Raw genomic sequence first — 23,211 nt, 5'->3', positions numbered from 1 at the left:
CGGCGCTCAGCGTGCGTAGGTGATGCGGTAGATCGCGCCGAGCTGCTCGTCGGAGACGAGGACCGAGCCGTCGGCCATCTGCATCATGTAGGCCGGGCGGCCCCAGAACGACTGGGTCGCGGCATCCATGAAGCCGGTCATGAACGGCTCGACCTTCGCGTTCTTGCCGTCGGCGGAGGCCTTCACCATCACCACGTCGTAGCCGATCTTCTGGGTGCGGTTCCATGAGCCCTTGCGCGCGTTGAACAGCACGTTGCGGTACTCGGGCGGGAACATGCTGCCGGTGTAGAACATCACGCCCATGGAGGCGGCGTGCGGCCCCATCAGGGCCACCGGCGGCTCCACGCCGTCGCAGGCGTTGGCCTTCTTCACGTCCGGGTCGGGCAACTTGCCCTCGTGGCAATACGGGAAGCCGGCGTTCATGCCGGTGCGTGCCAGGCGGTGCATCGTGTCGTTGGGCGTGTCGTCACCCATCCAGTCGCGGCCATGGTTGGAGAACCAGAGCTCCTTGGTCTGGGGGTGCCAGTCGAAGCCGACGGTGTTGCGCACGCCGGTGGCCAGCACCTCCATGCCCGACCCGTCGGGGTTGTAGCGGCGGATCTGGGCGTACTCCTGGGTGGGCAGCTCGCAGATGTTGCAGGGGGCGCCGAAAGGCACGTACAGCTTGCCGTCCGGGCCGAAGGCGATGTACTTCCAGTTGTGGTGCTGCTCCTTCGGCAGCTTGAAAGCCTCGGTCATGTCCACCGGGGCGACGCCCGGGTTCTTCGTGATGCCGTCGTAGCGCAGGACCTTGTCGATGGCCATCACGTACAGCGAGCCGTTGCGGTAGGCGACGCCGGCGGGCTGGTTCAGCCTGTCGACCACGGTGCGCACGGTGCGCTCACGGCCGTTGTCGGTGACCTCGTAGACGCGGCCGATGGCGCGGGTGCCGACGTAGATCTTGCCGTCGTCGCCCTGAGCCATCGCGCGGCCGCCGGGCAGGCCGGTGGCCCAGACCTCGATCTTGAAGCCGGGGGGCAGCTTGACCTTGTCGATCGGGATCTCGGAGGCCGGAGTCACGGTGAGCTTGCCAGCCAGCGGGGCGAGCGTGGAGTTGGCCATGCTCGCCGGCATCCCCTGCTTCCAGGCCGGGGGCGGCGCGGCGGGGGCCTGGGCCGAGGCGGCCAGGGCGGACACGGCGAGCGACAGGCCGAGGCCGATCGCCCGCAGGCGCGAAACGGGGAACTGGTTCAAGGGACGTCTCCTGTTTAGGGCGAGAGACCGATGAACATAGACAAGGCGACCGGCGGGCAAATCAGTGGTGTTCCCTAGAACCTGTCGCCGCCGCGACCCGCCGCCTCAGGGCGCCGCGGCCAGCACCCGCAGGCGCGCCACCATCTGCTCCATCTCGAACGGCTTGGTGATGTAGTCGTCCATGCCGGCCTTCAGCGCCTCCTCGCGCTGGTTGCTCATGGCGCCCGCGGTGAGCGCGATGACGGGCAGGCCGGCCAGCGCCGGGTCCGCACGGATCGCGCGCACGGCCTCGAGGCCGTCCATGACCGGCATCTGGACATCCATCAGCACCGCGTCGAAGTCGGCCGGGCGCTCGCGCAGGCGCTCCAGCGCCTGCGCGCCGTCGCCCGCCATCTCGACCCGGGCTCCCTCGCCTTCGAGCAGCAGTCGCGCCACCTCGCGGTTGATGTCGGCATCGTCCACCACCAGCAGGCGCATCCCCGCCAGGCGCTGCGCCCCCGGCTCAGGCGCCTGCGCCGGCACCTCCGGCGGCGCCACCGCGGCGACCGGCAGGCCCAGCGTGAACCAGAACTCGCTGCCCTGCCCGGGCTCGCTGCGCACGTCGATCTCGCCCCCCATCAGCGTCACCAGCTGCCGGCAGATGGCCAGGCCCAGACCGGTGCCCCCGAGCTGGTTGCGCGTGACCTCCTCGGCCTGCGCGAAGGGCGCGAACAGGTGCGGGCGCAGCGCCGGAGGGATGCCGGGCCCGGTGTCGCTCACCGAGAGGCGCAGGTGCAGCCGGTCCTCCTCGCGGCGCAGCACCTCGAGCCGCACATCGACCCGGCCACGCTCGGTGAACTTGATCGCGTTGCCCGCCAGGTTGTAGAGGACCTGCCCGAGGCGCTGCGGGTCGCCCATCACGGCGGGCAGGTCGCCGCGTACCGGGTGGACCTCGAACTCCAGGCCCTTTTCCCGGGCCGAAGGCTGCAGCGCCTCGGCCAGCGAGGCCAGCACCTCCTGCAGGCGCACCGGCTGGTGGACGATCTCGAAGCGGCCGGCCTCGATCTTGGCCAGGTCCAGCAGGTCGTTGATCACGCTGACCAGGCTCCGACCGGCGCTGCGGATGCCCCTCACCAGCACCTGGAGCTGGTCACCCTGGGCGCCGCGCTCCAGCACCTGCGCCGCGCCCAGGATGGCGTTCAGCGGCGTGCGGATCTCGTGGCTCACGTTGGCCAGCAGCGTGTCCTTGGCGCGGTTGGCGCGCTCGGCCTCCTCCTTGGCGGCGAGAAGCTGCGCGGTGCGCTCGGCGACCGTGTGCTCCAGCCCGGTGTTGATGCGCCGGATCTCGGCCTGGGCCTGGCGGACCTGCGCCTCGGCCGCCTTGCGCGCGTCGATGTCGGCAATCAGGACCACCGCATGGTCCGGGACGCCCTCGGGCGTGGACACCATCGAGGCCGTCACCTCGACCCAGGCGACGCGGCCATCCCTGCGGACGACGCGGGACTCACGCTGGTAGGTGGCGATGGCGCCGGTCACGAAGCGCGCGCGCAGCGCCTGCCCGTCCTGCAGGTCCTCGGGATGGGTGTGGTCGCGGAAGTCCGAACCGACCAGCTCCTCGGGGGTGTAGCCCACGATGTCGCAGTAGCGGCGGTTGACGCGCAGGATGCGCCCGTCCAGGGCCAGGTGGGCGATGCCGACCGCGGCCTGCTCGAACGTCGCGCTGAATTCGCGCTCGCGCGCCTGCAGCTCGCGCTGCGTGCGCTGGCGCGCGGTGAGGTCGACCAGGGACACGAGGTAACGGTCGCCGTCGGCGCCCGTCAGGGGCGCCACGCCGACCTCGACGGGAACGTCCGTGCCGTCGGCGCGCCGCGCCGCCAGTTCGCGGCCCTCGCCGGCCGGGCCGGCGCCCGGCCCCCGGAGCGCCACGCCCGGCAGCAGCGCCTCGACCGGCCGGCCCACCAGCTTGCCGCGGGCCCGGGCGAACAGGCGTTCGGCCCGGGCGTTCACCAGCTCGATCGCGCCCTGGCGGTCGACGACCAGCATGCCCACCGGCGCGCCCTCCAGGGCCTCGCGCACGCGCCGGTCGATCGCGGCGGCATGGCGTGCCACCCGCAGCACCAGCACGATCATCACCAGCAGCATCAGCAGCGTGAACAGGGCATCGCCGATCGCGCGTTCATAGAGCCCGTAGGCGGCGCCCAGGCGCTGCAGCAGCGCCATCACCAGCGGCACCAGGACGACCAGGGCCGGCAGCGTCCGCCACAGCACGCCCTCCGCCCCCACCGCGCTGAGGCGCGCGGTCCAGCCCTCGCCGGGGCGCGCGAACAGGACAGCGAAGGCCAGCATGACCAGGCCGAATGCCGCGTGGAGCGCCACGCCGGTGAAGGGCCGCAGGCTGGCGACGCGCTCGGCCCCGTAGACATGGACGGTCAGCGCACCGACGCCGAGGAACAGCACCACCAGCGGCACGACCGGCCGCCAGCGCCGCGCCGCCGGCGTGGCCGGCCAGGCGATGCAGGCGCCGCACAAGGCCACGCCCAGCGCGGTCACCGGTGCGATCCGGGCATCCGGGACCCCGGCGACCCTGCCACCGGGCAGCAGCAGGCCATCGAGGCGCAGGTCGACGCCGGAGAGGACCTGGGCGAGGCTGGCCAGCCCCAGGGCGCACACGGCCCAGCCCAGGCCCGCGGCGGTGCGCCGCCAGCGCGGGTCACCCCGGCGGTGCAGGGCCAGCACGGCCAGGCCGCCCAGGGCCAGGGCGAGTGCGCCGTTCGGTGCGATGCTGCGGTGGCCGGGGAAAGGCTGGCGCAGCGGGGGCAGGTCGAACCACCAGCCCGCCAGCCCGGCGAGGCCGATCACGACGACAGCCCCGGCCAGCAGGCGCGAGGCCGCCGCAAGGCGGGCGCGCATGGCGGCATCGGTCAGCGGGAGGGGGCCGGCGGCCCCCGCGGATGGCACCGGCGGGTCCATGGATGAATCCGAGAGGAGACCGGGTCATTCTAGGGACCGGCCGGCCCAGTTGCGATGCTCCTGCAGCCCCCCGATCCGGCACCCTGGGGCCAGGCCATCGCCTCGCCGCGCTCGCGCGCCGGCGCCTCGATCACCCGCGTCACCGGCTCCTCGAGCACGCGCAGGCCCGCAGCCTGCGCGGCGCTGCCTCGCTGACCCGGCTGATGCGCACAAGCCTGTCCATCGGCATCGCGTTCACCCCGGGCACGCTCCCGGCAGCCCGCGCACCGCGGCAGCAGCGGACGTTGCGCGCCGCCGACATGTCACGCGCGCGTCACGCGCCCGTCCCGGTCCTGTCATCCGCCGAATCGAGACTTTGCCTGTCGCTTTTCAGGGATCAACAGGAGGTATGAACATGAAATTCAAAATGAACCACATTGCAATGGCCGCAGCGATCGGCCTCGGCTGTCACACTTTCGCCGTCGCCCAGACCAGCCAGGTCAAGACGGCCGGGAACTGGGAGTTCTATGGACGCGCCCACCTCTCCGTCGACCAGCTGGACAACGGCGCTGTTTACGACCGTACCAACGTCTCCAGCAACTCGTCCCGCCTCGGCTTCCGCGGCGACAAGCAGTTCGGCAGCCTGAGGGGGTTCTGGCAGATCGAATCGGAGGTGATGTTCAGCAAGACCTCCGATTCGTCCGCCACGCAGGACGACAAGAACCGCCTGGCCACTCGGGATACCTTTGCCGGCATCGAAGGCCGCTTCGGCAATGTGCGCTTCGGCAAGTTCGACACGCCGATGAAGGCCGCACGCGAAGCGGCCAACCTGTTCGGCGACCAGCTGGGCGACATGCGCAACATCACCCGCGCCGGCGCCCGGTTCGACGAGCGCCCGAACAACCTGATCCAGTACCAGTCCCCCGCCATGAACGGGTTCCGCCTGGCGCTGGCGTACGCGCCGCACGAGGGCACGACCGCGGTGACCGATGCCGCCACCGGTGTCGAGACCAAGAACGCGATGACCAGCGGCTCGCTGACCTACACCGGCACGGACCTGGTGGCTGCCCTCGCCTTCGAGGACTACGAGAAGAACGCCTCCGCCGGCGACCGCAAGGCCACGCGCCTGGCCGTGTCCTACCGCGTCATCCCCTCGCTGCGCCTGGTCGGCTTCTACCAGGACGCCAAGGCCGTGGTCTCCGGCGTGAACGAAGGCAGCAAGGTGACCGGCTTCGGCGCCGAGTACCAGCTGGTGCCCAACGAGTACGTGCTGCGCGCCCACATGTTCGACCGCAAGGCGGACAAGGCCAACGCCGACTCCACGCTGTACGCCGTCGGCGTCGAGAGCATCATCAGCCGTGAGCTGCGCCTGTACGCCAACTACGGCACCGTCGACAACGACGCGTCCGCCAGGGTCGTCCCCTGGGCCGAAGGCCGCACCGCCAACGCCGCGGGCGCCAACGGCAAGACCGCCAGGGGTTTCTCGGTGGGCATGATCTACAACTTCTGAGATCGCCCGGTTTCTCCAGGTTTCTCCTTCTTCGAAGGCCGCTCCTGCGGGAGCGGCCTTTTTTCATGGGGGCTCAAACGCCCTTGGGCCGGGCCATCGCCTCGCCGCGCTCGCGCACCGGCACCTCGATCACCCGCGTCACCGGTCCCTCGAGGACGCGCAGGCGGATCGCGCCGTCATCGGCGCGGTGCGACCACACCTTCTTGTAGAACGCCTCCAGCGTGCTCACCGTCTCGCCGTCGACGGCCAGCACCCAGTGCCCCGGCCGCAGGCCCGCCGCCTGCGCGGCGCTGCCCTCGGTGACCCGGGTGATGCGCACATGCCCGTCCATCTGCATCGCGTTCACCCCGAGCCAGGGACGGCGCGCCTGCGGGTTGGCGCCGGTGCGAAGCAGCTCGTCGATCACCGGGCCGAGCACGTCCACCGGAACGAACAGGTTGCCCGGCGCGACCTCGGGCACGTCCTCGGGCATCACGTCGCGCATGACGAGGTGGCCCACGCCGACCAGCTCGCCCTGGGCGTTGAACAACCCTGCGCCGGAGTGGTTGAACACCGGCGGCGCGGTGTAGAGCGCCGAGTCCAGGTGGTACTCCCAGTAGCCGGTGAAGGCGCGCGTGTCCATCAGCCGCACCGCGCCCGCCTGGCGCGGCGCCATGCCGGTGATGAACAGCAGCGGCGTGCCCTTGGCCAGTGAGGCCGCCGAGCCCAGGCGCGCCGGCTGCACGCCCGCCAGCGGGAACAGCGGCTTGACCAGGCCCAGGCCGGTGACCGCGTCATAAGCCACCACCTGGCCGGGCACCTTGGCCTGGCCGCGCGTGGTGATCTCGACCCGCTCGGCCTCCAGCACCAGATAGCCGATGGTCAGCACCAGGCCCTGCGGCTCGATGACGACACCCGTGCCTTCGCGCTGGCGGCCCAGCGTGGAGGCCGAGGCGGCGCCCTCGACGGCCCGCACCTCCAGGCCGACGGTGGCGGACTGCAGCGCCTCGAAGCGCTGGCGCAGGGCCTCGTCCGCGGGCGGGGGCGCCTGGGCCCCGGCGGGTGCCGGCGCGGCGAGGACGAGGAGCAGGCAAAGGGCGCTCAGGCCGGCGAACGCGCCGTGGGAGAAGAAGCGGGCCATGGCAGGTACCTCCGGAGCCCATGCTAGTGCGTCGCGCGGATTCCTGCTGTCACCCGGATGCGCCCACGCCGGGCCGATGGCCTTGGTGATTACCCTGCACCGGGCTATGGCTCTGCGAGTCCGATAGCATCCGATAGTTCTAGCCCGATCGACATGCCCGTCCGACTCGCCAACCTCCGCCGGATCCTCTGCGCCCTGGTGCTGTGGGCCCTGGCGTGGGCGTTTGCCGGCCTGCTGCCGGCCTCGGCCGCGGTCGAGGCGGCCGACCCGGGCGAGGTGATGGCCGCCGTCCTCCTCGAGGACCTGCAGGCGGGCGCCAGCGCCGCGCCGTCCAGTGGCCCCGAGGCCCAGTACGGGGCCTGTTGCCTGCACTCGCCCGACACCGGCGAAGCGGAATCCGCCGACCGGGAGTGCGTGTGGCCCTCGCACGGCATCCGCGTCGAGCGGCCCGCCGCACGCTTCCTGCCCCGGGGCCTCACGCAGCCCCAGCACGCGCCCGCTCCCCCCCTGCGCCCGCCCTGCGCGCGGGCCTGACCCCGACCACCGCCCCGCCCCTGGCGGGACCCGTCGCGTCCGCCGCGCGCCTGCGCGCGGCCCCATGTCCTGACTGACCATGTTCCCTGCACTCCCCCGAACGGGCGGCGTGCTGCGGGCTCTCGCGATCGCGGGAACCTGCACGCTCGCCCCTGCCCTGGCGCCGGCCCAGCCCGCGCCGGCCGCCCTCGTCTCCCCGGCCGCGTCGCCCGACGCGCCGGAGCCCCGGCTCACCGTGGCCGACCTCGTCGACGCCGCGCTGCGGCACAACCCGCAGCTGCAGGCCGCCCGCCGCGCCCGCGAGGCGGCCGCCGCCGGCGTCAGCGCCGCCCGGGCCCTGCCGAACCCCCGGCTGGAATACGGCAGCGGCCAGAACCGGGCCCGCTTCGCCGGCGGCCCGGCGGGCCAGGTCGAGACCTGGGGCATCTCCCAGCTCGTGGAGAACCCCGCGCTGCGCCGCGCCCGCCTCGACGGCGCCCAGTCGGCGCGGGCCGGCAGCGACCACCAGGTCGCCGCCGCCGCCAACGAACTCGAGGCCCAGGTGCGCACCCGGGCGTACGAGGTGCTCCTGCGGCGCGAGGAGGCCGACGCCGCCGCCGACGCCCTGGAACTGCTGGAGCAGATCCGCGAGCGGGTGCGACTGCGCGTGGCCTCCGGCGAGGCCGCCCGCTACGAGGTGATCAAGGCCGACGCCGAGGTGATCAACGCGCGCCAGAAGCTGGATTCGGCCCTGCTGCAGGTGGAGCAGTCCATGCTGGCGATCAACCGGCTGGCCGCGGGCGCGCTGCCCGCGCGCTGGCGGCTGGCAGGCAGCCTCGGCGACCCGCTGGAGCCGCAGCCGCTGGCGGTCCTCAAGGCCCGGGCCCTCTCCGGCAACCCGGAGCTGCAGGCGCTGCAGGCCGAGGTGGCGCGGCGCGAGGCGCGCGTGGCCGAGGCCCGTGCGGGCCGCTGGCCCGGACTCGAGCTGCGCGTGGGCCAGGCGCGCGATCCCGAGATCCGGCAGACGACGGTGACGGCCAGCATGCAGCTGCCGCTGCTCGATCGCCGCGACGGCGCGATCGGCGAGGCCGTCGCCGAGCTCGCCCGGGCACGCGCCCTGTACGACGGCCGCAGCGCCGAGCTGACGCAGCAGCTGGACATGGCCTGGAAGGCCCTGGCGCTGGCCCGGGTGCGGGTGAACGCGCTGGCCTCGGGTGCGCTGCCCGAGGCCGAGGCCGCCCTGCGCGTGGCCCAGGCGGCCTACCGCTTCGGCGAGCGCGGCATCCTGGACGTGCTCGACGCCCAGCGCCACCTGCGCACCGTGCGTGCAGACCTGATCGACGCGCGCTTCCAGCTGCAGTCCGCCGGCGTCGAACTCGAGTTCCTGGCCGGCGGCTACGCCCCCGGCGCCCGCACCGACCGCCCCCTTCCCTGAGAGCCCCAACCCCATGCGAGTTACTCCCCGTCCCGCCCTTCCCGCCGCGTTCGCCGTCGCGCTGGCCCTGGCCCTTGCTGCCTGCAGCCGCCCCGGGGCCGATCCCTCCGCCGCGCAGGCCGCCGCCTCGGCACCGGCCAAAGCGGCCGATCCGATGTCGGTGCGCATCACGCCCGCCATGGCCGCCCACTTCAAGGTGGCGCCCGCCGCGGTGGCCGAGATCGCCGCCGTCCAGGAAGTCACTGGCCGCATCGACGCGAACGAGCAGCGCGTCACCCGCATCGGCGCCGCCGTCACCGGCCGCATCACCGAGGTGCTGGCCGAAGTGGGCGACAGCGTGCGCGCCGGCCAGACCCTGGCGCGCATCGCCAGCCCCGAGCTGACCAGCGCGCAGCTGGCCTACCTGCGAGCCAGCTCCGCCACCGCCCTGGCCGAGCGCGCGGTCGAACGCGCCCGCCAGTTGATCCAGGCCGACGTGATCGGCTCGGCCGAACTCCAGCGGCGCGAGTCGGAGCTGGCGATCGCACGCGCCGAGTCGCGCGCGGCGGCCGACCAGCTGCGGCTCCTCGGCCTGCCGGAGGACGCCATCTCCCGCCTCGGCCAGCAGGGCCAGCTGGTGCCTGCGGCCAACGTGACGGCGACGCTCTCCGGCGTGGTCACAGAGCGCACCATCAGCCGGGGCCAGGTCTCGCAGCCGGGTGACCCGATGTTCACCGTCGCCGACCTGTCCACCGTCTGGGTGGTCGGCGCCCTGCCCGAGCAGGCCGCCCGCAGCGTGCAGCCGGGCCAGCCGGTGGAGGTCACGGTGCCGGCCCTGGGCGACCGCCGCCTGCGCGGGCGCCTGGTGTTCGTCAGCGACACGGTCTCACCCGAGACCCGCACGGTGGCGATCCGCACCGAGGTCGACAACCGCACCCGGGAGCTCAAGCCGCAGATGCTGGCGACGCTGCGCATCGAAGGCGCGCGCCGGCAGCAGCTGGCGGTGCCGGCGGGAGCGGTGGTGCGCGAGGGCGACCGGGACCATGTGTTCGTGCAGTCGGCGCCGGACCGCTTCCGCCTCACCCCGGTGGACCTCGGACCGGCCGTCGACGGCCTGCGCCCGGTGCTCAAGGGCCTGGATGCCGGCAACCCGGTGGTCGTCGAGGGCGCCTTTCACATGAACAACGAGCGCAAGCGCGCCGAACTCGAATAAGGACCGCCCATGCTGCAATCGCTGATACGCGCGGCGCTCACGCAGCGCCTGCTGGTGGTCGTCATCGCGCTGGTGGTGTGCGCCTTCGGCCTGCGGGAATCCCTGCGGCTGTCGGTGGACGCCTTCCCGGACGTGACCAACGTGCAGGTGCAGGTCGCCACCGAGTTCGCCGGCCGCTCGCCCGAGGAGATCGAGCGCTTCGTCACGGCGCCCCTGGAGATCGCCATGACCGGCCTGCCCGGGCTGGTGGAAATGCGCTCCCTGAACAAGAGCGGCCTGTCCATCATCACCCTGGTCTTCACCGACAAGACCGACGTCTACTTCGCGCGCCAGCTCGTCACCGAGCGGCTGATCGAGGTGGGCTCGCGCATGCCGCCCGGCGTCACGCCGGTGCTGGGGCCGGTGTCGACCGGCCTGGGCGAGGTGTACCAGTACACCCTGGAGCATCCGGACGACGGCCAGCGCGCCCTCACCCCCGCCGAGCTCGCCGAGCGCCGGATCGTGCAGGACTGGGTGGTGCGGCCGCTGCTGCGGTCCATCCCCGGCGTCGCCGAGATCAACTCGCAGGGCGGCTACGTGCGCCAGTACCAGGTGCTGGCCGACCCCCAGCGCCTCAAGCACCACGGCCTGACCGTGCAGCAGCTGGTGGACGCCATCGCCAGCAACAACGCCAACGCCGGCGGCGGCATCCTGCCCCAGGGCAGCGAGCAGTTCCTCGTCCGCGGCGTCGGCCTGATCCGCACGGTGGACGACATCGCCACCATCGTCGTCAAGGAGGCCGGCGGCGTGCCGGTGTTCGTGCGCGACGTGGCGCAGGTGCAGCTGGGCCACGAGGTACGCCAGGGCGCCATCATCAAGGGCGGCTACACCGAGGCCGTCTCCGGCATCGTGCTGATGGCGCGCGGCGGCAACGCCAAGGAGATCGTCACCCGGGTGAAGGATCGCGTGGACGAGATCAACGCCAAGGGCATGCTGCCCGGCGGGCTGAAGATCGTCCCCTACTACGACCGCACCGAGCTGGTGGACGCGGCGCTGTGGACGGTGGGCAAGGTCCTGATCGAGGGCATCTTCCTGGTGGTGGTGGTGCTGTTCGTCTTCCTGGGCGACGTGCGCTCCAGCCTGATCGTGGTGGCGACCCTGGTGATCACGCCGCTGACCACCTTCATCCTGATGAACCGCTACGGCATCTCGGCGAACCTGATGTCCCTGGGCGGGCTGGCCATCGCCATCGGCCTGATGGTGGACGCCACCGTGGTGGTGGTGGAGAACGTCTACCACCGGCTCGGGGAGGCGGCGCACGCCGGCGGCTCGCGCGTGCGCACCATCCTGCAGGCCACCACCGAGGTGGCCACGCCCACCATCTTCGGCATCGCCATCATCATCCTGGTGTTCCTGCCGCTGATGGCCCTGCAGGGCATCGAGGGCAAGCTGTTCGGGCCGCTGGCGCTGACCATCGCCATGGCCCTGGGCATCTCCCTGGTGGTCTCGCTCCTGCTGTCGCCGGTGCTGTGCTCCTACGTCCTCAAGGGCGGCGCCGACCATGACACCCGCGTCGTCGCCTTCCTGAAGACCCGCTACCTGCGCCTGCTCGACGCCGCCCTGGCCCGCGACCGGCGCACCGTGGCGGTCGCGGTGGGCCTGCTGCTCGCGTCCGTGGCGCTGTTCCCGTTCCTGGGCAAGTCATTCATGCCCACGATGAAGGAGGGCGCGCTGACGCCGCAGATCAATCGCGTGCCCAGCATCTCGCTGGACGAGTCGATCCGCATCGAGACCGCCGCGATGAAGGCCATCGCCGAGGTGCCGGGCGTGCGCATGGTGGTCTCCAAGCTGGGGCGCGGCGAGTCGCCGGCCGACCCTGCCGGGCCGAACGAGTCCGACCCCATCGTGCTGCTCGACCCCCGGAGCGACCGCACCCAGGACGAGATCGACGAGGACATCCGCCAGCGCCTGTCCACCATCCCCGGCGTGCAGATCGTGCTCTCGCAGCCGATCGCCGAGCGGGTGGACGAGATGGTCACCGGCGTGCGCTCGCAGCTCGCGGTCAAGGTGTTCGGCGACGACCTCGCCGAACTGCGGCGGATCTCGGAGGACGTGGCGCGCATCCTGCGCAGCGTGCCCGGCGCGCAGGACATCCGCCTGGAGCGGCTGTCGGGCCAGCAGTCGCTGACCATCGACATCGACCGCAAGGCCATCGCCCGCTTCGGCATCAACGTCTCCGACGTGCAGTCCATCATCGAGACGGCCATCGGCGGGCGCGAGGTGACGGTGCTGTACGAGGGCGAGCGCCGCTTCGGCATCGCGGTGCGCTTTCCCGAGGCGGCGCGCGGCACGGTGGAGGCCATCGCCAGCACCATGCTGCGCACCCCCGACGGGGCGCTGGTGCCCCTGGGCTCGGTGGCCTCGGTGTCGCTGGTCGACGGGCCGGCCCAGATCAGCCGCGAGACCGCCAAGCGCCGCGTGGTGGTGGGCGCCAACGTGACGGGCCGCGACCTGGCCGGCTTCGTCGACGAGGTGCAGCAGCGCCTCGCCACGCAGGTACGCCTGCCCGAGGGCTACTACTTCGTCTACGGCGGCCAGTTCGAGAACATGCAGCGGGCCATGGGCACGCTGCAGGTCATCGTGCCCATCACGATCGGCGCGATCTTCTTCCTGCTGTTCATGCTGTTCGGGTCGGTGAAGCTGGCGTCCCTGATCATCCTGGTCCTGCCCTTCGCCTCGATCGGCGGGGTCGTGGGGCTGGCGGTCACCGGGGAGTACCTGAGCGTGCCGGCGTCGGTGGGCTTCATCGCGCTGTGGGGCATCGCGGTACTCAATGGCGTGGTGCTGGTCTCCTGCATCCGGCGCCTGCGCGAGGACGGGCGCAGCGTCGCCGAGGCGGTGCGCGAGGGCTGCGTGATGCGCTTCCGCCCCGTGATGATGACGGCCACCGTCGCCCTGCTGGGCCTGGTGCCCTTCCTGTTCGCCAGCGGTCCCGGCTCGGAGGTGCAGAAGCCCCTGGCCGTGGTAGTGATCGGCGGGCTGATTTCGTCCACCCTGCTGACCCTGGTCGTCCTGCCCACCCTGTACCGGTGGTTCGACGACCCGGCCAGCGAAGCCTGAGAGGAGACCTGCCATGAAGGAGATCCGCGCCATCGTGCGCCCCCACCGCCTCGAGCGCCTGCGGGAGGCGCTGCGCGCCATCCCGAACTTCCCCGGCGTGACGGTGTTCCGCGCCGAGGGCTTCACCGCACCGGCGGCCGTCGCCAAGCGCACCGTGCGCGAGGAGCTGACGGACTTCACGCCCAAGCTGATGGTGTGCGTGCTCGCCGATGACGACATGGTCCCCACCATCCGGGACGCCATCATCGCGAGCTGCTCCACCGGCCAGATCGGTGACGGCATCGTCTGGACGGTGGACCTCGGCTCGGTGCACCGCATCCGCAACGGCACCCCGATGGACTCGCCGTCCGCCGGGCCGCAGCCGGACGCCGGGCTATAGTCCGGCGCCATGACGCCCCAGGACCCCGCCGCCCTCGCCTTGCCGCCCGGCACGCTGCTTCGCCACTACAAGGGGGGCCTGTACCGCGTGAGCGGCTTCTGCCGCATCGAGGCGACGCTGGAGACGGGTGTCCTCTACCAGCCGCTCCAGGGGGACGAGGCCGTCACCTGGATGCGGCCGCTGTCCCAGTTCGCCGACGAGGTCGACACGCCCGTCGGCCGGGTGCGCCGCTTCACCGTCGTCGCGGGCTGAGGCCCGGCGCGCCTGCATGCACCCGGGGCGTGCGCCTCAAGGTGATGCACGCGCGCGGGCGGGCGGCGAACCGCCGTGGTGCATCGCGGGCCCGGCATGACGGCGCCAATGGATGGCACACGGGTTGCATAGGGAATGTCTGCCAGGGCGCTCCTGGCCATGACAAATCCCGAACAACCCGCTGGAGTCCTGATGAACCGTTTCCGTCCCCACCGACTCGCCACCCGCGCGGCCGGCGTCGCCCTCGCGGCCGGCCTGCTGTCGGCCCTCGCCTCGCCCGCCGTGCTCGCCCAGGAAAAACTGCTGCGCGTCGCCATGACCGCCGCCGACATCCCCCGCACGCTCGGCCAGCCCGACCAGGGCTTCGAGGGCAACCGGTTCACCGGCATCCCGATGTACGACGCGCTGACGCACTGGGACCTGTCCAAGTCCGACGCGCCCAGCGTGCTGGTGCCGGGCCTGGCCCTGTCGTGGACGGTGGACGCCAAGGACAAGACCAAGTGGACCTTCAAGCTGCGTCCCGGCGTGAAGTTCCATGACGGCTCCGCCTTCAACGCCGACGCGGTGGTGTGGAACGTGCGCAAGGTCCTGGACAAGGACGCGCCCCATTTCGACGCCAGCCAGGTCGGCGTGACCGCCTCGCGCATGCCGACGCTGCGCAGCGCGCGCAAGGTCGACGACCTCACCGTCGAACTCACCACCAGCGAGCCCGACTCCTTCCTGCCGCTGAACCTGACCAACCTGTTCATGGCCTCGCCGGCGCACTGGGAGGCCAAGCTCAAGGCCGTGCCCGCCAGCGTGGCCGACGCCGGCGAGCGCGCCAAGCAGGCCTGGACCGCCTTCGCCGCCGACGCCTCGGGCACCGGCCCCTTCAAGATGGCGCGCTTCGTGCCGCGCGAGCGCCTGGAGGTGGTTGCCAACAAGGCCTACTGGGACCCCAAGCGCACCCCGAAGATCGACCGCGTGGTGATGCTGCCCATGCCCGAAGCCAATGCCCGCACCGCGGCCCTGCTGTCCGGCCAGGTGGACTGGATCGAGGCGCCCGCGCCGGACGCCATCCCGCAGATCACGCAGCGCGGCTTCAAGATGTACAGCAACGCCCAGCCCCACGTCTGGCCGTGGCAGCTGTCCTTCGCCGAGGGCTCGCCCTGGCTGGACAAGCGCGTTCGCCAGGCCGCCAACCTGTGCGTGGACCGCGAGGGCCTGAAGACCCTGCTGGGCGGGATGATGGCCGTGCCCAAGGGCACCGTGCCCCCGGGCCACCCCTGGTGGGGCAATCCCAAGTTCGACATCAAGTACGACGTGAAGGCCGCCCAGGCGCTGATGCAGCAGGCCGGCTACTCCGCGGCCAAGCCGGTCAAGGTGAAGGTGCAGATCTCCGCCTCCGGCTCGGGCCAGATGCAGCCGCTGCCGATGAACGAGTTCGTGCAGCAGTCGCTGAAGCAGTGCTTCTTCGACGTGCAGTTCGACGTGATCGAGTGGAACACCCTGTTCACCAACTGGCGCCGCGGCGCCAAGGACCCGACGGCCAACGGCGCGCACGCCATCAACGTGAGCTACGCCGCGATGGACCCGTTCTTCGCCATGGTGCGCTTCACCAGCACCAAGACCTTCCCGCCGGTCTCCAACAACTGGGGCTACTTCGGCAACGCCGAGATCGACCAGCTGATCGCCGACGCGCGCAACGCGTTCGACGGCAAGGCCCGCGACGCCGCCCTCGCCAAGCTGCATGCCCGCATCGTCGAGGAGGCGCCCTTCGTCTGGATCGCCCATGACGTCGGCCCGCGCGCGATGAGCGCCAAGGTGAAGAACGTGGTGCAGCCGCGCAGCTGGTTCATCGACATCGCCACGATGACGATGGACTGACCTGGCCCCGGCCCCCCGTGCGGGGGGCCCGGTCTCCCGAGTCCCCAGCGGGCGCCCGCCACCGGCGTGGCGGCGGGCGCCCGCGCCTTTTCCGGACCCTTGCTCCCATGATCGGATTCCTCCTGAGGCGCCTCGCCTACACCCTGCCCATCATGCTGGGCGTGGCGCTTGTCTGCTTCGCCCTGGTGCACCTCGCGCCGGGCGACCCGCTCGTGTCCATCCTGCCGCCCGACGCCTCGGCCGACCTGCAGGCGAAGATGACCGAGCTGTACGGCTTCAACCGCTCCTACCCCGAGCAGTTCGCCTCCTGGCTCTGGCGCGCCCTGCAGGGCGACCTGGGCACCTCCATCGCCACCAGCCGGCCGGTGACCACCGAGGTGATGCGCGCGGTGGGCAACACCCTGCGCCTGGCGGTGCTGGCCACGGTCATCGGCTTCGTCCTGGGCAGCCTGTTCGGGTTCGTCGCGGGCTACTTCCGCAACTCGTGGCTGGACAAGGCGGCCTCGCTCGCCGCCGTGCTCGGCGTGAGCGTGCCGCACTACTGGCTCGGCATGGTGATGGTGATCGTCTTCGCCTCCGCCCTCGGCTGGCTGCCCCCGGGCGGCGCGGGCCCCGGCGGCTCGGACGCGTGGGCCTGGGACTGGGCGCACCTGCAGCACATGGTGCTGCCGGCGCTGACCATGAGCGTGATTCCCATGGGCATCATCTCGCGCACCGTGCGCGCGCTGGTGGCCGAGATCCTCGCGCAGGAGTTCATCGTGGGCCTGCGCGCCAAGGGCCTGAGGGACACCGGCGTCTTCCTGCACGTGGTGAAGAATGCCGCGCCCACCGCACTGGCGGTGATGGGCCTGCAACTGGGCTACCTGCTGGGGGGCTCGATCCTGATCGAGACCGTGTTCTCCTGGCCCGGCACCGGCTTCCTGCTCAATTCCGCCATCTTCCAGCGAGACCTGCCCCTGCTGCAGGGAACCATCCTGGTGCTGGCCGTGTTCTTCGTCGTGCTGAACCTCGTGGTCGACGTGATCCAGTCGCTGCTGGACCCGCGCATCGCCCGCGCCTGAAGGAGGCCCCATGACCACCCTCACCCTCCCCGCCGCGCCGGAGCGCTCGCCCGGCTACTGGCAGACCGTGGGCCGCCGCCTGGCGCGCGACAAGGTCGCCATCGGCGCCGCCCTGGTGCTGCTGCTCCTGCTGGTACTCGCCGCCTTCGGCCCGCAGCTCGCGCCGGCCGACCCCTACGCCTCGTCCATGCTCAAGCGCCTCAAGCCGATCGGCTTCGAGGGGCACCCCCTGGGCACCGACGAACTCGGGCGCGACATGCTCACTCGCCTGATCGTGGGCGCGCGCCTGTCCCTGTTCATGGGCATCACGCCCGTGGTCCTCGCCTTCGTCCTGGGCAGCCTCATCGGCATCACCGCTGGCTACGCCGGCGGCGTGGTGAACAACGTGCTGATGCGGACCATCGACGTCTTCTACGCCTTCCCCTCGGTGCTTCTGGCGATCGCGCTGTCCGGCGCGCTGGGTGCAGGCATCGGCAACTCGCTGCTCTCGTTGACCATCGTCTTCATCCCGCCCATCGCCCGCGTGGCCGAGAGCGTGACCACGCAGCTTCGCGGCCGCGAGTTCGTGGACGCGGCCCGCGCCTCCGGCGCCGGCGCGCTGACCATCGTGCGGGTGCATGTGCTGGGCAACGTGCTCGGGCCGGTGTTCGTCTACGCCACCAGCCTGGTCGCGGTGTCGATGATCCTGGCCTCGGGCCTGTCCTTCCTGGGCCTGGGCGTGAAGCCGCCGGAGCCCGAGTGGGGCCTCATGCTCAACACGCTGCGCACCGCGCTGTACGTGCAGCCCTGGGTCGCCGCGCTGCCGGGCGTGATGATCTTCATCACCTCCATCACCTTCAACCTCCTGGCCGACGGCTTGCGCTCGGCCATGGACATCAAGCAGTGAGGCCGACATGCCCCTGAAGACCCCTGACCTCGGAGGCCCGGCCCAGCCGCTGCTGGCGGTACGCGGCCTGGTCAAGCACTTCCCCCTGAAGAAGGACCTGCTCGGGCGCGGCGGCGGCGTGGTCCGCGCCGTCGACGGCATCGACTTCGACGTCCGCAAGGGCGAGACCCTGGGCGTGGTCGGCGAGTCCGGCTGCGGCAAGAGCACCACCGCGCGCCTGCTGATGCAGCTGGTCACGCAGGACCGCGGCGAGCTGGTGTTCGACGGCGAGGCCGTGGGCGGCGCGGCCCTGCCGCTGAAGAAGTTCCGGCGCCAGGCGCAGATGGTGTTCCAGGACAGCTACGCCTCCCTCAACCCCCGCCTGACGATGGAGGACTCCATCGCCTTCGCTCCGACGGTGCACGGCCTGCCCCGGCAGCAGGCCGTGGAGCGGGCGCGCGACCTGCTGGCCCGCGTCGGGCTCGAGCCGCGCCGCTTCGCCGGCCGCTACCCGCACGAGCTCTCCGGCGGCCAGCGCCAGCGGGTGAACATCGCCCGCGCACTGGCACTGCAGTCGCGGCTGATCATCCTGGACGAGGCGGTATCGGCGTTGGACAAGTCGGTCGAGGCGCAGGTGCTGAACCTGCTGCTGGACCTGAAGGACGAGTTCAACCTGACCTACGTCTTCATCAGCCACGACCTGAACGTGGTTCGCTACATGAGCGACCGCGTGATGGTGATGTACCTGGGCCAGGTGGTGGAAATCGGCGACAGCGAGACGCTGTTCGAGTCGCCGGCCCACCCTTACACCCGGGCGCTGCTGTCGTCCGTGCCGTCGATGGACCCGGACGCGCGCACCGAGGAGCCGCCGCTGGCCGGCGATCCGCCCAACCCGATCAACCCGCCCCCGGGCTGCCGCTTCCACACCCGCTGCCCGCACGCGCAGGCGGTGTGCAGCGAGCGCATGCCCGTGCTGGCCGCCGGCCCCCGCGGCCAGCAGGTCGCGTGCTGGATGCACGTGGCCGGCAGCGGCCACGCGCTGGCGCCCGAAGCCCTGCCCCTCCAGGAGGCCGCATGACCGAACCCTTCGTCGACATCCGCCAGCTGCACGTGACCTTCACCGGCGGCCCCCGGCCGGTGGAGGCCGTCAGCGGCGTGGACCTGCAGGTGCGCCGCGGCGAGGTGGTCGCCCTGATCGGCGAGTCCGGCTCCGGCAAGAGCGTGACCCTGCGCAGCCTGCTGCGCCTGCACCCCGAGGACCGCACGCGCCTGGAGGGCCGGGTGCGGGTGGGCGGGCAGGACGTGCTGGCGATGGCGCGCGGCGAGCTGGCCGCCTACCGCGGCAAGGTGGCCGCCATGGTGTTCCAGGAGCCGCTGCTGGCGATGGACCCGGTGTACCCGGTGGGCCGGCAGATCACGGAGGCGATCCGCCGGCACGAGGCGGTCTCGCCCGCCGAGGCGCAGGAGCGGGCGCTGGCGCTGTTCGAGCGCGTGCGCATCCCCAGCCCGCAGCGGCGCCTGGCGGCCTACCCGCACGAGATGTCCGGCGGCATGCGCCAGCGCGCCATGATCGCCCTCGCCCTGGCCTGCCGGCCGCAGCTGCTGCTCGCGGACGAGCCCACCACCGCGCTCGATGCGACGGTGCAGATCCAGATCCTGCTGCTGCTGCGGGAGCTGCAGCGGGAGCTGGGGCTGTCGGTGGTCTTCGTCACGCACGACATCGGCGCCGCGGTGGAAGTGGCGGACCGCATCGCGGTGATGTATGCGGGGCGGATCGTCGAGGAAGGCCCGGCGCGCACCCTGCTGCGCGCGCCGCGCCACCCCTACACCCAGGCCCTGCTGCGAAGCCGCGCGCATGGCGCCCTGGCCAAGGGCCAGCGCCTGCAGACCATCGCCGGCTCGCCGCCCGACCTCACCGCCCTGCCCGCGGGCTGCGCCTTCGCCGAGCGCTGCGCGATGGCGCAGGCCGACTGCCTGGCCACCCGCCCCGGGCCGACCCTGCTCGACGCGGGCCACAGCGTGCGCTGCCTGCGGGTGGCCGACACCGCGCCCGCGCCCGCTCCCGCCCCGGCTCCCTCCCCCCAGGCGGCCTGACGGCCGCCCGCCCCCTGGACCCACTCCCGATGAACCTGCACACCGACATCCTGCACGACCCCGCCCGCGCCTTCATGCCCTACCCGGCCGCGCCGGTGCCCCATGCCGCCACCGGCCCGCTGGCCGGCCTGTCCTTCGGGGTGAAGGACCTGTTCCATGTCGCCGGCTACCCCACCAGCGGCGGCCAGCCCCTGATGCTGGCGCTGCTGGGGGTGCAGGCGCGCACCGCGCCCACGGTGCAGGCGCTGCTGGACGCCGGCGCGCGCTTTGCCGGCAAGACGATCACCGACGAACTGGCCTTCTCCATGAACGGCCAGAACGCGCACTTCGGCAGCCCGGTCAATGGCGCCGCGCCGGACCGCATCGCAGGCGGCTCCTCCTCGGGCTCCGCCGCCGCGGTCTCCCATGGCCTGTGCGACTTCGCCCTGGGCACCGACACCGGCGGCTCGGTGCGCGCCCCCGCCAGCCACTGCGGCCTGGTGGGCCTGCGCCCCACCCACGGCCGGGTGAGCCTGGCCGGCGCGCTGGACCTCGCGCCCAGCCTCGACACCTGCGGCTGGTTCGCCCGCGACGTCCCAACCTTCGCCCGCGTCGCCGACGTCCTGCTCGGCGCCGACGCGAAGCCGCTGCCCGCGCGGGTGCGCCTGCTGGCCCCCACCGACCTGTGGGCCCAGCCCACCGCTGCGGCCCTGGACGCGTTCGCGCCGGCCCGCGCCCGCGTCGAGGCCGCGCTCGGCCCCGCCGCGCCGGCGCAGGTCGTGCTCGAGGGCTTCGACGCCATGTACTGGAATTTCCGCTACCTCCAGGGCCACGAGGCCTGGAAGGTGGATGGCGGCTTCCTCGCCCGCTTCCAGCCGCCGCTGGGCCCGGGCGTGGCGCAGCGCTTCGAGTGGTCGGCGCAGGTGACCGACGCGCAGGCCGCCACCGCCCGCGCCTTCCGCGACCGCTTCCGCGCCCACCTCGCCGACCTGCTCGGCGAGGACGGCGTGCTGGTGCTGCCCACCATGCCCGACATCGCGCCGCTGGCGAGCGAGCCCGAGGCGGCGCTGGAGGACTACCGCAACCGCGCGATCCGCCTGCTGTGCGTGGCCGGCCTGGCCGGCTTCCCGCAGCTGTCCCTGCCCCTGGCCTCGCGCGCGGGCGCGCCGCTGGGCCTGTCGCTGCTGGGCCCCGCCGGCAGCGACCGCAGCCTGGTGGCGCTGGCCGAGCGCATCGCCGCTGCCTGAGCGCCCGCGCGATCAGCCTGCGCCATGGACCCGCACCTCCAGCCTCACGACCTCGCAGTCCTGCGCGGCGGCGCCGCGCTCCAGCACCAGGAAGCGGCCGGCGCGCAGCGCGATCAGCGGGTGGTGCCAGGTGCCGGCGCGCAGCGTCACGCCCTGGCGCGGGCCGGCCGCGAAGGCCGCCAGCGTGCCGGGGCGGGGCGTGTCACCGGCCGCGGCCACCAGCAGCACCCAGGGCGTGCCGTCCAGCGGCACGAAGGTCTGGCTGCCCAGGCGGTGCCGCTCCAGCAGGTGCCAGGGCCCGCGCGCGGCCTGGGCGCGGGCGTGGAAGACGGCCAGCACCGGCCGGCCGCCCTCGCGCGCCAGGTCCAGGCCGGCGGGCAGGTCGGCGCGGCCGCTGGTGCCGCCATTGATGGTGCGCGCCGCGGGCGCCTCCAGGTCCAGCACCTCGCCGTAAGGGGCGAAGGCCGCGGGGGTGAGGGGTTGCAGGTTCAGCTCGTTCATCGCCCCGCTTGCAGCAAGTTCGACGCCAGCCCGGCGTCCCCGTCCGAAACCTCGACTCCATGACCATGACCTCCGACCCCTCCCGCCTGCGCGTCAACGGCGAGCGACTCTGGCAGTCCCTGATGGCGCTGGCGCGCATCGGCGCCACGCCCAAGGGCGGCGTCTGCCGCCTGGCCCTCACCGACCTCGACCGGCAGGGCCGCGACCTCGTCACCCGCTGGGCCCGCGAGGCCGGCCTGACGGTGACGGTGGACCGCATCGGCAACATCTTCATGCGCCGCCCTGGCCGCAACCCCGCGCTGCCGCCGGTGATGACGGGCAGCCACATCGACACCCAGCCCACCGGCGGCAAGTTCGACGGCAACTACGGCGTGCTCGCCGGCCTGGAGGTGGTGCGCACGCTCAACGACCACGGCATCGAGACCGAGGCGCCGATCGAGGTGGCGGTGTGGACCAACGAGGAGGGCTCGCGCTTCGTGCCGGTGATGATGGGGTCGGGCGTGTTCGCCGGCGCCTTCAGCCTGGCGCACGCCTACGCCGCCACCGACGCCGAGGGCCGTACGGTGCGCGAGGAGCTCGCGCGCATCGGCTACATCGGCGAGGAGGAACCGGGCCGGCACCCGGTCGGGGCCTACTTCGAGGCCCACATCGAGCAGGGCCCGGTGCTGGAGGATGCGGGCGTGACCATCGGCGTGGTCGAGGGCGTGCTGGGCATCCGCTGGTTCGACTGCACCGTCACGGGCATGGAGGCCCACGCCGGCCCCACGCCCATGCACCTGCGGCGCGACGCGCTGCAGGTCGCCGCGCAGTTGATGCAGGAGGTGGTGGCCTCGGCCCATCGCCACGGCCCGCACGGCCGCGGCACGGTGGGCATGGTGCAGGTGCACCCGAACAGCCGCAACGTGATCCCGGGCCGGGTGAAGTTCTCCATCGACCTGCGCAACGCCTCGGACGAGGCGGTGGAGCGGCAGGCCGAGGAGGTGAAGGCCTTCGCCCGGCGGCTGTCGGTGCAGGCCGGCCTGGAGATCGTGATCGAGCAGGTCTCCAGCTACCCCGCCCTGCGCTTCGACGCGGGCTGCGTGCAGGCGGTGGCCGATGCCGCGGCGCGCCTGGGGTACTCGCACATGCCCGCGATCTCCGGCGCGGGCCATGACGCGATCTACGCCGCCACGCTGGCGCCGGCGGGGATGGTCTTCATCCCCTGCAAGGGCGGCATCAGCCACAACGAGATCGAGGACGCCGCTCCCGCCGACGTCGAGGCCGGCTGCAACGTGCTGCTCCAGGCCATGCTCGGTCGGGCGGGCTGAGGAACCAGGCGGGCCCCGGGTTTCCCGGTATCCCATTCAGGAGGTATCGCAGGGCCCGGGTTAGCGGCTAGACTCCGCGGATGCCGCCGCCCGCCCCGCGGGCCTCGAATCCCGCCACCACGCACGACCCGCATGAGCCTTCGCTGGACCGACGATGACGCGCAGCTGCTGCGCCGGCTGCGCGAGGCATCCGGCCTCGAGCGCGTCAACTTCGCCCGCCGCAACTCGCTCTCGCCCGCCCAGCTCGAGGAGCTGGAAGGCGCCGGCCAGGGCCGCTTCTACAACGACCGCATCAAGGCCCACACCGGCCACACCCTCCTGCGCAAGCTGGGCCATGCGCCCGCAGCGGCGGCTGCGGCGCGGGCCGGCCTGAGGGCGGACGGGATCGAGGCGGTGGATGCGCCGCCGCCCACCTCACCGGCCGCGGCCCCGGTGGCCGTGCCGCGCCAGGCCCCCATCACCCAGCCCGTGCACCTGCCCCAGCCGGCGGCCGGCTCGCGGCGCGTGTCGCCGATGGCGCTGGCCCTGCTGGGGCTGGCCGCTGCCGCCGCGGGCGTGTTCGTCGCCACGGGCGCCGGCTGGCCGCCCCTGGCGCCGGCCGCGCCCCAGCCGGTGGCCGCGGCCTGCCGC

The 23,211-nt window shown here is 72.6% G+C and carries 19 protein-coding genes and 1 pseudogene; 16 read left to right on the top strand and 4 right to left on the bottom strand.

The window, feature by feature from the left end:
- Nucleotides 1–6: 6 nt before the first annotated feature.
- Entirely contained in the window at nt 7–1,233 is a 1,227-nt protein-coding gene (locus tag ACT80S_RS14075; protein WP_377416826.1) for a PQQ-dependent sugar dehydrogenase, read from the bottom strand.
- 105 nt (nt 1,234–1,338) lie between these two features.
- The gene (locus ACT80S_RS14070) at nt 1,339–4,122 is read right to left on the bottom strand and encodes a PAS domain-containing hybrid sensor histidine kinase/response regulator (protein ID WP_377416824.1); all 2,784 of its coding nucleotides are present in this window, start codon (nt 4,120–4,122) and stop codon (nt 1,339–1,341) included.
- Between the two features lie 114 nt (nt 4,123–4,236).
- On the opposite strand from ACT80S_RS14070, the gene ACT80S_RS14065 reads away from it, so the two are divergent.
- Together ACT80S_RS14065 and ACT80S_RS14060 are read left to right on the top strand one after the other, a co-directional pair.
- Nucleotides 4,237–4,377 carry a hypothetical protein gene (locus ACT80S_RS14065; RefSeq protein WP_377416822.1) on the top strand — a complete coding sequence of 47 codons (141 nt, stop codon included), beginning with the start codon at nt 4,237–4,239 and terminating at the stop codon, nt 4,375–4,377.
- A gap of 211 nt (nt 4,378–4,588) precedes the next feature.
- Nucleotides 4,589–5,671, top strand: a complete 1,083-nt coding sequence (locus ACT80S_RS14060) for a porin (RefSeq protein ID WP_377416820.1) — start codon at nt 4,589–4,591, stop codon at nt 5,669–5,671.
- Nucleotides 5,672–5,744: 73 nt separating this feature from the next.
- Here ACT80S_RS14060 and ACT80S_RS14055 read toward each other — a convergent pair whose 3' ends face one another.
- A complete protein-coding gene (locus ACT80S_RS14055) occupies nt 5,745–6,791 on the bottom strand; it encodes a S1C family serine protease (protein ID WP_377416818.1) in 1,047 nt (348 codons plus the stop codon).
- Nucleotides 6,792–6,944: 153 nt separating this feature from the next.
- On the opposite strand from ACT80S_RS14055, the gene ACT80S_RS14050 reads away from it, so the two are divergent.
- The 12 genes from ACT80S_RS14050 to ACT80S_RS13995 all read left to right on the top strand — a co-directional run bounded on the left by ACT80S_RS14050 (nt 6,945) and on the right by ACT80S_RS13995 (nt 20,773).
- On the top strand, nt 6,945–7,325 hold the full coding sequence (locus tag ACT80S_RS14050) for a hypothetical protein (protein WP_377416816.1): 381 nt from the start codon (nt 6,945–6,947) through the stop codon (nt 7,323–7,325).
- A 79-nt stretch (nt 7,326–7,404) separates the two neighbouring features.
- Nucleotides 7,405–8,739 carry a TolC family protein gene (locus tag ACT80S_RS14045; protein ID WP_377416814.1) on the top strand — a complete coding sequence of 445 codons (1,335 nt, stop codon included), beginning with the start codon at nt 7,405–7,407 and terminating at the stop codon, nt 8,737–8,739.
- Nucleotides 8,740–8,752: 13 nt separating this feature from the next.
- Nucleotides 8,753–9,931 (top strand): efflux RND transporter periplasmic adaptor subunit, encoded by a 1,179-nt coding sequence (locus ACT80S_RS14040; protein ID WP_377416812.1) that lies wholly within the window; start codon nt 8,753–8,755, stop codon nt 9,929–9,931.
- 9 nt (nt 9,932–9,940) lie between these two features.
- The gene (locus ACT80S_RS14035) at nt 9,941–13,030 is read left to right on the top strand and encodes an efflux RND transporter permease subunit (RefSeq protein WP_377416810.1); all 3,090 of its coding nucleotides are present in this window, start codon (nt 9,941–9,943) and stop codon (nt 13,028–13,030) included.
- A gap of 13 nt (nt 13,031–13,043) precedes the next feature.
- Nucleotides 13,044–13,409, top strand: a complete 366-nt coding sequence (locus ACT80S_RS14030) for a P-II family nitrogen regulator (protein WP_377416808.1) — start codon at nt 13,044–13,046, stop codon at nt 13,407–13,409.
- 9 nt (nt 13,410–13,418) lie between these two features.
- Nucleotides 13,419–13,661, top strand: coding sequence for a DUF1653 domain-containing protein (locus ACT80S_RS14025; protein WP_377416806.1), 243 nt, complete (start codon nt 13,419–13,421; stop codon nt 13,659–13,661).
- A gap of 192 nt (nt 13,662–13,853) precedes the next feature.
- A complete protein-coding gene (locus tag ACT80S_RS14020) occupies nt 13,854–15,527 on the top strand; it encodes an ABC transporter substrate-binding protein (RefSeq protein WP_377416804.1) in 1,674 nt (557 codons plus the stop codon).
- A gap of 107 nt (nt 15,528–15,634) precedes the next feature.
- Nucleotides 15,635–16,588 (top strand): ABC transporter permease, encoded by a 954-nt coding sequence (locus ACT80S_RS14015; RefSeq protein WP_377416802.1) that lies wholly within the window; start codon nt 15,635–15,637, stop codon nt 16,586–16,588.
- A 10-nt stretch (nt 16,589–16,598) separates the two neighbouring features.
- The gene (locus tag ACT80S_RS14010) at nt 16,599–17,474 is read left to right on the top strand and encodes an ABC transporter permease (protein WP_377416800.1); all 876 of its coding nucleotides are present in this window, start codon (nt 16,599–16,601) and stop codon (nt 17,472–17,474) included.
- A gap of 7 nt (nt 17,475–17,481) precedes the next feature.
- Nucleotides 17,482–18,531: an ABC transporter ATP-binding protein gene (locus tag ACT80S_RS14005; protein ID WP_377416798.1), complete on the top strand. Its 1,050-nt coding sequence runs from the start codon at nt 17,482–17,484 to the stop codon at nt 18,529–18,531.
- Entirely contained in the window at nt 18,528–19,547 is a 1,020-nt protein-coding gene (locus ACT80S_RS14000; RefSeq protein WP_377416796.1) for an ABC transporter ATP-binding protein, read from the top strand. The genes ACT80S_RS14005 and ACT80S_RS14000 overlap by 4 nt, the downstream gene beginning before the upstream one ends.
- Nucleotides 19,548–19,576: 29 nt before the next feature.
- Complete coding sequence (locus tag ACT80S_RS13995; protein ID WP_377416794.1) at nt 19,577–20,773, top strand: amidase; 1,197 nt, start codon at nt 19,577–19,579, stop codon at nt 20,771–20,773.
- Between the two features lie 12 nt (nt 20,774–20,785).
- On the opposite strand, the gene ACT80S_RS13990 is transcribed toward ACT80S_RS13995, so the two are convergent.
- Complete coding sequence (locus ACT80S_RS13990; protein WP_377416792.1) at nt 20,786–21,274, bottom strand: ureidoglycolate lyase; 489 nt, start codon at nt 21,272–21,274, stop codon at nt 20,786–20,788.
- Between the two features lie 65 nt (nt 21,275–21,339).
- Here ACT80S_RS13990 and ACT80S_RS13985 point away from each other — a divergent pair, with 65 nt between their 5' ends.
- Together ACT80S_RS13985 and ACT80S_RS13980 are read left to right on the top strand one after the other, a co-directional pair.
- Nucleotides 21,340–22,581 carry a Zn-dependent hydrolase gene (locus ACT80S_RS13985; RefSeq protein ID WP_377416790.1) on the top strand — a complete coding sequence of 414 codons (1,242 nt, stop codon included), beginning with the start codon at nt 21,340–21,342 and terminating at the stop codon, nt 22,579–22,581.
- A 132-nt stretch (nt 22,582–22,713) separates the two neighbouring features.
- Nucleotides 22,714–23,211 (top strand): annotated as a pseudogene (locus ACT80S_RS13980) (hypothetical protein); the annotation flags it as partial.

It is taken from the genome of Ramlibacter sp. MAHUQ-53, from assembly GCF_052600055.1.
This window is presented reverse-complemented; position numbering and strand designations above follow the sequence as displayed.